Source organism: Novosphingobium sp. Gsoil 351 (genome assembly GCF_009707465.1).
GTDB lineage: Bacteria > Pseudomonadota > Alphaproteobacteria > Sphingomonadales > Sphingomonadaceae > Novosphingobium.
On sequence record NZ_CP046120.1, the window covers coordinates 2,906,138 to 2,918,867 of the forward strand.

Below are 12,730 nucleotides of genomic sequence, written 5' to 3' on the forward strand. Positions count from 1 at the left end.
GTCAGGCGGCCACGCGGCAGTCGCCGATACCTGCATCGCAAGTCCAGGGAGCGATTTCAATGCAGTCGAGGCCCAGCCGCGCCGCGAGGCCGCAGCACTCAGCCGCGGAGGCAACGTCTCCGGCGTCGTTGAGCACGTCGCACCACAAAAGCGTGTTGAAGCGGCCCTCCCTCAATAATGCGCTGAGGGCCACTTCCGGCAGCGTCGCCCCCGCGCGATCGGGGTTGCGGACAAGCAGCGGGATCATGTGCCCCGGCGTGACGATCGCCTCGGCAGACGCCTCGCCTGCGCTCGCCACCTTTGCAGTCAGCGCCCGCTCCGCGGCGGATATGCCGGTTTCCGTGCAGGCCTTGGCCTCGAACGAGCTCAGGTATTCGCAGGCGTCCCCGGAAATGAGGCTACGGGCCATCGGCCGCAGACCCAGGCGTATGGCTTTGTCCGGCAGCATCGCAAGGCTGATCAGCCCACGGGCGTGGCGGGCCATCAGGCTGATAGCCGCCGCAGTCGAGTGTTCGCCGGCGACCGCGATGATTCCGCGGCCCGGATGGTAGCCGTCACGGAGATCGACCATCATCGCGAGCGAATTAGGGTGCGCCGGCATTCTGTCCTCCTCAGGCGGCGATGAGCTGAATGAACATCTTCTCGTAGTCGCCGGGCTCAACCGGGCGCAGGTTGGTCCGGTGGCAGAGGTCAATCATCGAGTACGACACCAGTTCGGGAATGGCGGCCTCGGTGATGCCCAGCGGCGCCAGGCTGTCGGGTATGCCGATGCGGCTATTGAGCGCCTCGATCGCCTCGGCGACGTCGGCGCCGGCCGGCAATCCCATGGCCGCCCGCAAACGCACGAACTTGTCCTCAGCCGCCGGCGCGCAGAACCGCAACACCGGCGGCAGGAAGATCGCGTTGAGCAGCCCGTGATTGAGGCTGAGGCCGGGCAAGCGGCTCGCCGCATGGCTCATCGCATGGGCCGAGCCGAGCGGCTTGGTGAAGGCGATCGCGCCCTCTTGCGCGGCCATCATCATCTGCCACCGCGCGTCTGGGTTCGTACCATCCGCGACCGCGCGTTCCAGCCATCCGTCGCCGATCGCTCGCTTCACGCCGTCGAGCGCAACCGCATCGGCGGGCGGATTGACGACGGACGACAGGAACCCCTCGATGCAGTGGGTCACGGCGTCCATGCCGGTGGCCGCAGTGTAAGTGGAGGGCAGACCCAGCGTGAGATCGGGGTCGCAGATCGCCGCCGATGGGATCAGCTTGGCCGACGCGAGCACCGACTTGCGCCCGTCGCGGGTCATCAGCGGGCAGCCCATCGACGATTCCGCGCCCGTGCCCGCGGTGGTCGGGATTGCGATGTGAGGCGGCAACTCGCCGATGCGCCGGGGCTTCGCGACCGACCAGGAATACTCGACCAGCGGGCCTTCGTGGCGCAGGCGAACGCCGACACCCTTGGCAAGGTCGATCGCCGAGCCTCCGCCGACGCTGATCAGCCCGTCGCAGCCTTGCTCCCGGAACTGTGCCGCCGCCTCGTCGACCGCCACTTCGGTGGGATTGGGCGGTGTGGCGTCGAACACGGGGTAGTCGCCGCCGCCCTTCGGCAGGACAGCGCGCACCGTGTCAAGGATGCCTGCATTTACCACGCCGCGGTCCGTGCAGATCAACGGCCGCTCGATCCGGTTCTGCCCCATCAGCTTGGCGAGTCGCTGGATCGCTCCGTGTCCGAAAGTCACCGGATTGACGAAGTTTTGCGTGTGGATCGACATGCGGCATCCCTTGCTGGCGATGGCGACATCCTAGTTGACATTTGTCTTTTATACAAACTACAAAACAGCGCATGGGAAGTGGTATGCAAGAGAGCCTTCAAGACCGGTCCGGGAACTCCTCCGCAATCGGGCTGGTGGCGATCAAGGGGATTTGCGAGCCAGCCTTTGCCCGCGTTCGCGAGGCATTCGCGGCCAATTTCGATCCTTCGCTCGCCACGCCCGAAGTGGGGGCCAGCTTCACCCTGATGCGCGGCGAGGATGTCGTAGTCGATTTGTGGGGCGGATACAGCGATTCGGCGCGCACTCGGCCGTGGACCGCCGATACGATCGTCAACACCTACTCGACCACCAAGGGTATTGCCGCTGCCTGCCTCGCCGTGGCGGAGAGCCGCGGTCTTATCGAATACGGTGCGCCCGTTGCGCGCTATTGGCCCGAGTTCGGGGCGAACGGCAAATCATTGGTCACGGTCGAGACCCTGCTGTCGCACCAAGCCGGTCTTTCCGGTCTGCGCGAGCCGCTGACCATTGAGGACCTGTTCGACTGGGACGCCATGGTCGCGCGGCTGGCCGCGGCTGAGCCGCTGTGGGAACCCGGCACAAAGGCGGGCTATCACGCGCTCACTTGGGGATTTCTCGCGGGCGAACTGATCCACCGTACCGACGGGCGCAGCCTCGGCCGCTTCCTCGCCGAAGAGGTCGCCGGCCCACTCGGAGCCGAGTTCTACATCGGCGTTCCCGAGGCGGTGGACCCGCGCGTCGCCGAGATGATCGCCCCTCTGGGGGAGCCGACGCAGTCGCTCGCCGAGATGAGTGAAGTCCTCAAGCTCACTCTCCTCAACCCTTACGTCGATCCGTGCGTTCCCAACCGCCGGGACTTCCGCGCGGCGGAGCTCCCGGCGCTGAACGGCACCGGAAACGCCAACGGCATCGCGCGGATCTACGCCCCGTTCGCCAACGGGGGATCGTTCCAGGGCGTCCAGGTGCTCTCACGGGACGCGATCCAGCGAGCCACGCGGCTTCGGTTCCAAGGCACCGACATCAACACCGGCGTCGAGGCCCGTTGGAGCGCCGGCTTCTTCGGCAACAACGCCAAGCAGTGGTACGGGCCGAACCCGGATGCGTTCGGCCACAGCGGCTGGGGCGGGTCGATGGGTTACGCCGACCCCGTTGCAGGGATCAGTCTCGGCTATGCACCCAACCAGATGGACGCCAATCTCAACGGCGATCCCCGCGGGCTGCGGCTGGTCGAGGCAGTCTACGCCTGCCTGGCGGACAGCTGAGCCATGCCATTCGCAACCGTTGAAGGCGGCGCCCTTTACTATGAGGACATGGGGGAGGGCACGCCCATCCTCGCGATCCACGGGTTTTCGGAGACCGCGGAATACTGGCTAGCGGGCGGCGTCGGCCAGGCGCTGGCGGAGCGGTTCCGCTTCGTGCCCATGGACATGCGAGGCCATGGCCGCAGCACGATCGTGGACGGCTTCGACGTGGTCGCGGTCGCGGCAGACATCGACCGGCTCGCCGATCACCTGAATCTCTCTCGCTTTCACTTGCTCGGCCATGCCACCGGCAGCGTCGCGGCGTTGCGCTACGCGATGCAGCGGCCCCCGCGGCTCGCGTCTCTCGCGGTCACCAGCGCGGCCTCTGCGACGGCGATGATCCCCCCCGGCGACGAGGGCGCGGGCGACTTCTTCGCCAACATGGCGCGGTTCTACGCTATGCGCGCTTGGGACGAGATCCTTCCCCGCATCCGCCTCAAGCCGTGGCCGTTCCTGCACCAACTCGACCGCCACCCTGAGCGCGAGGCGCTGTGGAGCCGGATCGAAACGGTGTTCACCGCTAACGATCCGCGCCGGCTCAGCCGCTTCGTCGAGCAGTTCTACACCGATCCCGACCCGCGGGTCAAAGGCCTGCGATCGATTGCCTGCCCGGTGCTCGTCGTCAGTGCCGAACACGACGATCTGATGCGCGAACCTGAGGCCCTGGTCGTCCGGGAGACCCCGGGCGCCCGCTTCGCCGATTTCGCCGGTGTCGGCCACATGACCGCGCTGGAGGCGCCCGACCGCCTCTCCGAAATGCTGCTCGACTTCTTCGCTGCGGTCGAACCCGACCGACAGCCCACCCCACCGCAAAAGGCACAGGCATGATCGTTCGCGAGGCGCACTACATCGACGGAGAATGGCGCCGGGCCGAGCGAGCGGTCGGGATCGAGGTCGTCGATCCGTTCACCGAAGAGATCATCGGCAAAGTACCGCAAGCGACTGAGGCCGAGATCGATGGGGCGGTCCAGGCCGCGGCCCGGGCTCTTCCGGTCTGGCAGGAGACGCCGGTGGCCGAGCGCGCCGCTGCGCTACGCGCCATTGCCGCCGGGTTGAAATCGCGTCGCGATGAGATCGCCAAGGTCATCCGCGCCGAGCTCGGCATGCCGATCAAGCAGTGCCGCGACATCCAGCTCGGCATGCCGATCGCCATCCTCACGACCACCGCCGACGCGCTCGAAGGTTACGCGTTCGAGGAAACGGTCGGCAATGCCAAGGTGGTGCGCGAGCCGGTAGGCGTCGTCGGCTGCATCGCGCCGTGGAACTATCCGCTCCACCAGATCGCCGCCAAGATCGCCCCGGCGCTCGCCGCCGGCTGCACGGTCGTGGTGAAGCCCAGCGAAGTGACGCCGCTGAGCGGCCTGCTGCTGGCGGAGGTGATCGATGCGTGCGGGCTTCCTGCGGGCGTCTTCAACCTTGTGAGCGGCGATGGCCCGACCACCGGTGAAGCGATCGTCCGGCACCCGCAGGTAGACATGGTAAGTTTCACCGGCTCCACCGCCGCCGGCAAGCGCGTCGCCGCGCTCGCGGCGGAGTCGGTCAAGCGGGCCGCACTTGAGCTGGGCGGCAAGTCGGCGACGATCGTCCTCGACGATGCTGATCTCGACAAGGCGATCAAAGTCAGCCTTGGCGCCGCCTTCCTGAACTCGGGCCAGACTTGCGCCGCCCAGACACGCCTCCTCGTTCCTGAGCACCGCTACGACGAGGTCAAGGCGATCGCCGCGGCCGCCATCCAGCGCTGGACAGTCGGCGATCCGCGCGAAGAGACCACCCGCCTCGGCCCGCTGGTATCGCGGCGCCAGCAGGAGCGGGTGCGACGCTACATCGAGGAAGGCCTGGCCAGCGGCGCGGACGTGATCCGCGGCGACAACGACGACAGCGGGCAAATGGGATGTTCGGTGCCGCCGGTTATCTTCGGCCGGGTCGACCCAGCCTCTCGCCTTGCGCAGGAGGAGGTGTTCGGCCCGGTGCTTGCGATCCTGACCTACCGCGACGAGGACGATGCGGTGCGCATCGCCAACGACAGTGTCTACGGATTGTCGGGCGGGGTGTGGAGCGGCGATCCGGAGAGGGCGGAACGCGTCGCCCGCCGCATTCGCACAGGGCAGGTCGCGATCAACGGCGGCGCTTTCAACATCGCGGCGCCGTTCGGCGGGTATAAGCAATCCGGCATCGGCCGGGAGAACGGCCGCTTCGGGCTCGAGGAGTTCCTCGAGACCAAGGCGCTGCTCCTTTGACCCGCGAGCCAATCTGAGGGAACATTCCATGACCTTCGACGATTCGAGCACCGCCGCCCAAGTCGTCGCCGGGCACGATCTCTCTGGCAAGAAGGCGATCGTCACCGGTGCCGGCTCAGGCCTTGGCATCGAGACCGCGAAGGCGCTGGCACTCGCCGGAGCCCACATTGTCCTGGCGGTGCGCGACCGCGCCGCCGGGGAGCGCGTGGCCGCGGCCATCCGCGAGCAGCGGCCGGATGCGCGGGTGGAGGTCGGTATCCTCGACTTGTCCCGCTCGGCTTCAATCCGCGCCTTCGCTGCCGCTCATGCGAGCGAACCGCTCGCGATCCTAATCAACAACGCCGGGGTCATGGTGACCCCTCTCGGGTGGACCGAGGATGGCCTCGAAACCCAGATCGGCATCAATCACTTCGGCCACTTCCTGCTCGCGCGCGAGCTCGCGGGCGCGCTCGAGCGCGCTGCGCCGGCCCGCGTGGTCTCGCTGAGCTCCATCGGCCACGTGCAGTCGCCGGTTGTCTTCGAAGACATCCACTACCGCCACCGCCCTTACGAGAAATGGCAGGCCTACGCTCAGTCGAAAACCGCCAACGTCCTGTTCGCGGTCGAGCTGACCCGCCGCTGGGGCGGCCGCGGGGTCACCGCCAACGCGGTGATGCCGGGCGGCATCATGACCAATCTCCAGCGTGAGATGAGCCGCAAGGAGATGATCGCGATGCAATTCATCGACGAGAATGACACACCCCACCCGATGTTCAAGACCCCCGAACAGGGCGCCGCGACGTCGGTCTGGGCGGCCACCGCGCCCGAACTCGACAGAGTGGGAGGTCTCTACCTGGAAGACTGCGCCATTGCCGCGCCGTGGAGCGAGGACCAGCCATATCGCGGCTTTGCGCCGCACGCAGTCGACAGTGACGCCTCAGCTCGGCTCTGGGAAATTTCCGAGGACTTCGCCGCCCGCGGAGATCAGCCGTGATCCAGCTCCGCGGGATCGATGCTGGGTTCCTCTAATCGGAGAGTCCGACGGTCTACGGCCACATCGGATCGGTCTACTTCCTCGGGTGATCGCCGACCGGCTCAGCCGACGCACGAGCGACTGGAACCGCTTCGAACCGCCGGCGGTCACGCATTGGTCCTTCCCGTCCAGCTATCAACCCCGAGCCAGGAACGCGGGCATGAGCGACACCCACAACGACGTCATCGAAACCCTTCGGCAACAGCAGGTCGACGCCATCGAAGGCCAAAGCAAAGCGGCCATGAGCGCCCTCGCGGAATGGCAGAAAGGCGTCGCAGCGTTCGTTGCCAGCGCGGCGCCGGCAGGAAAGACCCCCGAGGGACTGCCGGAACCGCAGTCGATGCTCACCGACTACTTCCGGTTCGCCGAGCAGGTGCTTGCCAGCCAGTACGAGTTCGCGCTGGCGCTGCTGAAACCCCAAAGCGCCGGCTCCGGGGCGGGAAGATCCTAGCCGCGGGGGGCCACCGAGGGCGGTCCGGCTGCGAACGTCGGCCCGACCTCTTTCCCTTCAACGGATCGGTATGGCTGGCCATGGGCTTGTTCCTGGTCGCCGTTCTCCCGGCGTTTGTAGACCGTCAAATCGTCGTCCTGGTCGTCGAGCCGCTGCGCGGGGACCTGCCGCTCAGCGACACCCAGATCGGTACAGGGACAGCGTTCGCGGCTTGTATGCTCTGGCAGCAATGCCGCTGGGCGTGCTGGTCGATCGTCACAACCCCCGCAACATCGTCTTCATCCGGGGCGGCTGGTCTCTGCTCCCGCTAGCGGGGTTGGGAATCGCAACCACGGGTTCGCTGGTCCAGGCTGGCCTTGCTTGGCTGCCGGCCATATTGGCGCGGGAGCACGGCGTCCGTGTTGGCAGTGCAGGCGCTTCGCTGGGGCTCGCGTCCGGGCTCGCCAGTTTCGGCGGGTGGGGTTGGCGTAGCCGGACTGCCCAGGCTGACGGGCGTCTGCTTTCGCGAACTTCCGGCCATCCCGTTTGCGGCTATTTTGCCGGCGCTGAGCGGCCGGTCTGTTCTTCTACCCATTGCTATCGCACGTAGTTGGAGCAAGCTGCGCTGATGGAGCAGGCGAGCCCAGACTCGTTGGCATTTCGCGAGCGATTTGTTGCGTGGCTGATCCACGAGGGCGCGCGTGCTCGCACGATCCCGGACCTCCTCGACGGCTGGTGCAGCCTACTCAACCGCGAAGGCTTCGAAATCTATCGCTGCAATCTGGCGACTGAAGCTGTCCATCCTCTAGTCACCAACACCCGGCACGTGTGGTTTCCTCACTCGGCCGACCCGGGGGCGATCAATCCCGCCGTCATCATCGCGCGCCGCCAGTTTCAACTCGGCGAAGCTATGGTCGATGAGATCCTGTTCAACACCGGCTCGCAGCGCAACCCCCAGTACCTGGCGAGCCCGTTCGCCAAAGTGGAGGAGGTTGGTGAGCTCTACGAGCTGGTCCGGCCTGAGGGTGAACCTCAGCCTTATCCCTTGTTCGACGATCTCGCGATGGCTGGCTGCAGCGCGTACTATGGGCGTCGTCTGACGAGCTTTGCTGGTTTGCTGCAAAAGATCGGTCTGTCGACCATGCGTGCCGGCGGGCTAGACCCGGCAAGGCTCGCCGACCTGCGCTGGAGCCTCGACCTCGTCACGCTTCGCCTCGACACTGTGATGGAGAACATCGCCAAGGAGACACTGGCGCGATGCTATGTCGGCGTCGATCCGGGAAGGCGGGTCTGCGACGGGATGATCTCACGCGGTGCCATCGTTTCCGACGAGGCGGTCGTATGGTTTTCGGACCTGCGCGGGTTCACCACCATTGGCGAAACGCTTAATGAAGCGGGTCTGGTGACCTCGCTCAACGACTACTTCGACGCGGTTGTCCCCGCCATCTATGCCCAAGGCGGCGAGGTCCTGAAATACATCGGCGACGCGGTTCTGGCGGTGTTTCCCTATCGAGCCTACCCCGACCCAGGTAGCGCCTGCCGGGCTGCCCTCGAAGCTGCGCGCAATGGTACGCAGATGTTGAAACGGATCAATGCCCGCCGAAGCGATGCCGGTCAGCCGCTTCTCCGCCACGGGGTGGGTCTGGCGAGCGGAACCTTCTCCTATGGCAATATCGGTGCGCGCGAGCGGCTCGATTTCACGGCGATCGGCCCGACGGTAAATCTTGCGTCGCGGATCGAGGGGCTGACCAAGGACGCTGGCCGGACCGTCCTATGCACTCGCGAAATCGGCCGGCAATCAGGCCTCGAAATGACTTCAGTGGGCAGCTTTGCGCTTAAGGGCATCGCCCAGCCTGTCGAGCTGTTCACACCTGCATGAGCCCTCGGCACAGGCGGCGAACGCCGGCAAAAACTGACGCGAAGATTGGTGCAGGAATCACTTGAATTCCGCCACACCGCGACCATAGTCATTGGTGTGAGTGGATAGTGTCGCATCGACATGACCGCAGATCCCGACATCGCTGATCAATAGGTCGCCGCAGGCGCTCGCGTGCTGGTGGCCGCCGGTCGGGTGCTGGCGCTGCCCACGTTGCCAAAGCAGAAAGGAGCGCCATGCGCGCGTTTTACGTCGACCTCGTTCGAGGGGCATGGCTGGACTTTATTGCAGGACCGTTCGGGAGCGAGGAGATCGCACGAAAGTACCAGCAAGCCGCGGTCGGCAAGCAAGTCGAGCTCGACCCATGGGCCCCGTTCGATGATTTTGGGGTCAGCGCCGTCAGCGGCGGATTTTGCCAGCCAGGACGATTGAACGACCAGATCGAGATCGACCCGGGGGACCTGTTGAACTGACAGCGTCTGCGTGGTCGAGTCGTCCAGAAGCTAAAAAAGGCGGAGTGGAGCGGGGTCAAGGCTCTGGAAACGCAGTGATTTCCAAGCCCCGAGTCGTCTGCACGGTTCGGGCGACGCCAATCGACCAATTTATGCCGCCAGACGACTCGGCCCGCGCTTGAACCGCCGACAAAGTCCGACCCCTGATGAGCGAGCGATAGCGCTTATAGAGATTGCGAAACGCAGGAGCCCGGGGGTTAGGACTAACATCGGTCAGGGCTATGGCGTGACAGCGGGAGCATTTTCGCACAGCAAGCGCGCGCCCCTGGCTGATTTGCGATGAAGGTGAGGGGCCGGCGGACACGGCAGTGCCCATTGCCAACGCTGCGGTGAGCCCCAGGGAAACGGCTAGCTTAGAGGCAAGCATCTTGGGCCTTCGAAACATGGTGGTCTGAATTGGCGTGCGGCAAACGGGGCGCCGCCTTCCTTCAAACGTTTAGCTGGACCGCATGAGATGCGAGGTTTCCCCGAGGCCGCGACCAATCAGGCGCTGAACTGCCTCGGCGCGAAGAACACCCCAGACGCTCGCCCAGTGATCGATACCGGCAAGTTGGGACGGCAGGAGTTCCAAAGCGATGGTGGGCCGCTCGGACAGCGTAGGAGTCGATGGGCGGACCTTCTGTGCGACACCCCGGTTCCGAAACACATATCCAGATATTTGGTCGTCGAGCGGCGCAAATGGGTTGCTATAGCCATCCACCTCGCGTCCGGGCTTCGCCCCGGCAGCGCGGATCATGGTGACTTGTTCGTCGTGCAATAGCTGGTTCAACGGCATGAACGTTCCCCTTGGTGCGGGGGCTCGTCGTATCCCTCAGTCAACGCCGGCAGGTTGGCGGATGATGATTGGCCATAACACGGATAGCGGTTCTAGCGGCCATCAATTCGCCCGGTGGGCTCTCAGAGGACGACCAGCCGCCGATCTGCACGGGCGCGCTCTGGCTTATTGCAGGTGAAGGGGAACAACCCTGCCTGCCAACCATATCTTCCATGTGCCGGACATGACTGGCTCAATCCGACAGCAAAGCGAAAGCGCATGACCTCACAGCAGCAAGGCACATCGCCGGGCTCAATCCTACCGTGGGCGACGACGCCTTGAACGTAGCGGATATCTATCGTTCGAAGCTGACAACGCCCACGCAGGCGGTTGAAGCCATCTTGTCCGGGTCCTGCCTAGCGATGGGCATGGCGACGGCAGAGCCCCCCGCGCTGCTCACTGCGCTTGCCGATCGAGTGGAAGGCGGCCTGCTTTCGGACCTAAGGCTCTGGTATTTCCATTCAATGGACCATGCGGCGAAGACGATCCTGCGCAAGGATCTCTTGGACCGGGTCCGGCCTCACTGCATGTTTTTGAGCAGCGTCGAGCGAGATCTGCTCAGGCAGCTTGATGGGCGAGAAAGTATTCCCATCGAGTTCGTGCCGACGGCCTTCAGCGAGTCCTCGCGCCTTCTTTCAGAGCGGGTGAAGCCGAACACGTTTATCACCACAGTCTCGCCGATGGACCGCCACGGCTATTTCACATTTGGGACCAGCAACGACTACGGTTCCACTGTCGCTCGCTCGGCCCAGCATCTTATCGTCGAGGTGAACCGGTACATGCCGCGGGTGTTCGGCGACTCGCTGCTCCACGTCTCGGAAGTTGATGCCATCGTCGAGTACAATACACCCTTGCCCGAGGTTGCTTTCAAGAGGCCCGCTGCCGAGGACGAGACCATCGCGCGAACGATTGCCGCAATGATCGATGACGGCGCATGTCTGCAAATGGGTATTGGTTCGCTTCCAAACGCGGTCTGCGCAATGCTCAGCGGCCACCGCGATCTGGGCATCCATACCGAGCTGATGACACCCGGCCTTGCCAACCTCATCAAGTGCGGTGCCGTCACCAATCGCCTCAAAAAGACCTATGCCGGCCGGAGCGTCTTCACGTTCGCCATGGGCGATCGCGGCTTCTACGACTTCCTCGATGACAATCCTTCGATGCACAGCTTGCCTGTGCAGATCGTCAACGACCCCCGCCTGATCGCCAAGAACGACGATGTCGTCTCGGTGAATGCGACGCTCCAGGTGGACCTCGGCGGAGCCTGCAACTCCGAGCACATGCTCGGCAAGCAGTACAGCGGAGCCGGGGGCCAACTCGATTTTGTCCGCGGCGCGGCAGCTTCGCTTCGAGGTAAGTCGATCATCGCCTGTCATTCAACCGCCAAAGGTGGGACGGTTTCGCGCATCGTCACCGCCCTCGACGGCCCGGTTACGACGCCCCGAAACGACAGCGACATTATCGTGACCGAATTTGGAGCGGTCGAGTTGAAGGGCAAGTCGCTCTCCGAACGCGCGCAAGCGTTAATCAGAATCGCCCATCCAAAGTTTCACGAACAGCTGGAAGCGAGCTGCCACTAAGTCCCAGCTCGGATCCAGCCTTCATACAGACTGCGCCGCTTTCACTAGGAAATCAGGTCGCGCGCAAAATTTCCCCTCCGCACGAGCGCTGGGCAACCCGTATCGGAGATCAGCATGTCACTCATGAAAGCAGCCATATTCGTGGAGCCAGGCAGGATCGTTCTGGACGATAAGCGGATACCCGAAGTCGGTCCGACCGACGCGTTGATGAAGATCACCACGACCACGATCTGCGGCACCGACGTTCATATCCTTAAAGGCGAGTATCCGGTCGCCAAGGGGCTCACTATCGGCCACGAGCCGGTCGGGATTATCGAGAAGCTCGGCTCCGGCGTAACCGGCTATGCCGAAGGCCAACGCGTGATCGCCGGCGCTATTACCCCAAGCGGCCACAGCTACGCTTCGCTGTGCGGCTGTCATTCCCAGGATGGACCGGGCACGGCTTCGGGCTTCAAGGCAGCGGGCGGCTGGCGCTTCGGCAATACCATCGACGGATGCCAGGCGGAATATGTACTCGTTCCCGACGCCATGGCCAATCTTAGCCCAGTACCCGCCAACTTGACTGACGAGCAGGTGCTGATGTGCCCCGACATCATGTCGACCGGCTTTGCCGGGGCCGAAAAGGGCAAGGTCAGGATCGGCGATATCGTGGCGGTGTTTGCTTTAGGTCCGATCGGACTTTGTGCTGTGGCGGGCGCAAGCCTGATGGGCGCGACGACAATCATCGGCGTCGATACGGTGCCGACGCGCCTTGAAGCTGCGCGCAAGCTCGGCGCGGATCGCGTGATCGATTTCGCGGCGGGCGATCCGGTCGCTGAGATCATGCGGCTGACCGGAGGCCGAGGCGTAGATGTGGCGATCGAGGCGCTCGGCACCCAAGCCACCTTTGCATCCGCGTTGCGTGTTCTACGCCCCGGCGGGACGCTTTCGAGCCTGGGCGTCTACTCGGGCGACCTCACCATTCCGGCCGATGCGTTCTCCGCAGGGCTTGGCGATAACAGCATCGTCACCTCGCTCTGCCCGGGCGGCAAGGACCGAATGAGGAGGCTGATGGAGGTTATCGCTTCCAACCGCGTCGATCTCAGTTCGATGGTGACCCACAGCTTCTCTCTGGACCGTATCGAGGACGCATATGAGCTGTTCGCCAATCAACGCGACGGGGTCCTCAAGGTGGCAATCAAGCCATGACT

At 64.6% G+C, this 12,730-nt stretch carries 12 protein-coding genes; 9 read left to right on the forward strand and 3 right to left on the reverse strand.

The genetic code is table 11. From position 1 onward, the window contains the following. Window position 1 precedes the first annotated feature (1 nt). Together GKE62_RS13995 and GKE62_RS14000 are read right to left on the reverse strand one after the other, a co-directional pair. The gene (locus GKE62_RS13995; RefSeq protein WP_154692778.1) at window positions 2–601 is read right to left on the reverse strand and encodes a 3,4-dihydroxy-2-butanone-4-phosphate synthase; all 600 of its coding nucleotides are present in this window, start codon (window positions 599–601) and stop codon (window positions 2–4) included. Window positions 602–611: 10 nt separating this feature from the next. Next, a complete protein-coding gene (locus GKE62_RS14000) occupies window positions 612–1,760 on the reverse strand; it encodes an iron-containing alcohol dehydrogenase (RefSeq protein ID WP_154692779.1) in 1,149 nt (382 codons plus the stop codon). Window positions 1,761–1,843: 83 nt separating this feature from the next. Here GKE62_RS14000 and GKE62_RS14005 point away from each other — a divergent pair, with 83 nt between their 5' ends. The 7 genes from GKE62_RS14005 to GKE62_RS14035 all read left to right on the forward strand — a co-directional run bounded on the left by GKE62_RS14005 (window position 1,844) and on the right by GKE62_RS14035 (window position 9,107). Beyond that, window positions 1,844–3,040: a serine hydrolase domain-containing protein gene (locus GKE62_RS14005; RefSeq protein ID WP_154692780.1), complete on the forward strand. Its 1,197-nt coding sequence runs from the start codon at window positions 1,844–1,846 to the stop codon at window positions 3,038–3,040. A 3-nt stretch (window positions 3,041–3,043) separates the two neighbouring features. Beyond that, window positions 3,044–3,907: an alpha/beta fold hydrolase gene (locus GKE62_RS14010; RefSeq protein WP_154692781.1), complete on the forward strand. Its 864-nt coding sequence runs from the start codon at window positions 3,044–3,046 to the stop codon at window positions 3,905–3,907. Continuing rightward, complete coding sequence (locus GKE62_RS14015; protein ID WP_154692782.1) at window positions 3,904–5,316, forward strand: aldehyde dehydrogenase family protein; 1,413 nt, start codon at window positions 3,904–3,906, stop codon at window positions 5,314–5,316. Before GKE62_RS14010 ends, GKE62_RS14015 begins: the two co-directional genes overlap by 4 nt. A 28-nt stretch (window positions 5,317–5,344) precedes the next feature. Continuing rightward, entirely contained in the window at window positions 5,345–6,289 is a 945-nt protein-coding gene (locus tag GKE62_RS14020) for an SDR family NAD(P)-dependent oxidoreductase (RefSeq protein WP_154692783.1), read from the forward strand. Between the two features lie 199 nt (window positions 6,290–6,488). Further along, window positions 6,489–6,779 (forward strand): hypothetical protein, encoded by a 291-nt coding sequence (locus GKE62_RS14025; protein ID WP_154692784.1) that lies wholly within the window; start codon window positions 6,489–6,491, stop codon window positions 6,777–6,779. A gap of 589 nt (window positions 6,780–7,368) precedes the next feature. Beyond that, window positions 7,369–8,637, forward strand: coding sequence for an adenylate/guanylate cyclase domain-containing protein (locus GKE62_RS14030; RefSeq protein WP_195908405.1), 1,269 nt, complete (start codon window positions 7,369–7,371; stop codon window positions 8,635–8,637). Window positions 8,638–8,870: 233 nt separating this feature from the next. Beyond that, window positions 8,871–9,107 carry a hypothetical protein gene (locus tag GKE62_RS14035; protein WP_154692786.1) on the forward strand — a complete coding sequence of 79 codons (237 nt, stop codon included), beginning with the start codon at window positions 8,871–8,873 and terminating at the stop codon, window positions 9,105–9,107. 475 nt (window positions 9,108–9,582) lie between these two features. Here the strand turns inward: GKE62_RS14035 and GKE62_RS14040 are convergent, their stop codons facing one another. Then, the gene (locus GKE62_RS14040; protein ID WP_154692787.1) at window positions 9,583–9,921 is read right to left on the reverse strand and encodes a hypothetical protein; all 339 of its coding nucleotides are present in this window, start codon (window positions 9,919–9,921) and stop codon (window positions 9,583–9,585) included. Between the two features lie 302 nt (window positions 9,922–10,223). Here GKE62_RS14040 and GKE62_RS14045 point away from each other — a divergent pair, with 302 nt between their 5' ends. Both GKE62_RS14045 and GKE62_RS14050 read left to right on the forward strand, forming a co-directional pair. Beyond that, a complete protein-coding gene (locus GKE62_RS14045) occupies window positions 10,224–11,540 on the forward strand; it encodes an acetyl-CoA hydrolase/transferase family protein (protein ID WP_305080861.1) in 1,317 nt (438 codons plus the stop codon). A gap of 114 nt (window positions 11,541–11,654) precedes the next feature. Beyond that, complete coding sequence (locus tag GKE62_RS14050; protein WP_154692788.1) at window positions 11,655–12,728, forward strand: NAD(P)-dependent alcohol dehydrogenase; 1,074 nt, start codon at window positions 11,655–11,657, stop codon at window positions 12,726–12,728. The last annotated feature ends 2 nt before the right edge of the window (window positions 12,729–12,730 follow it).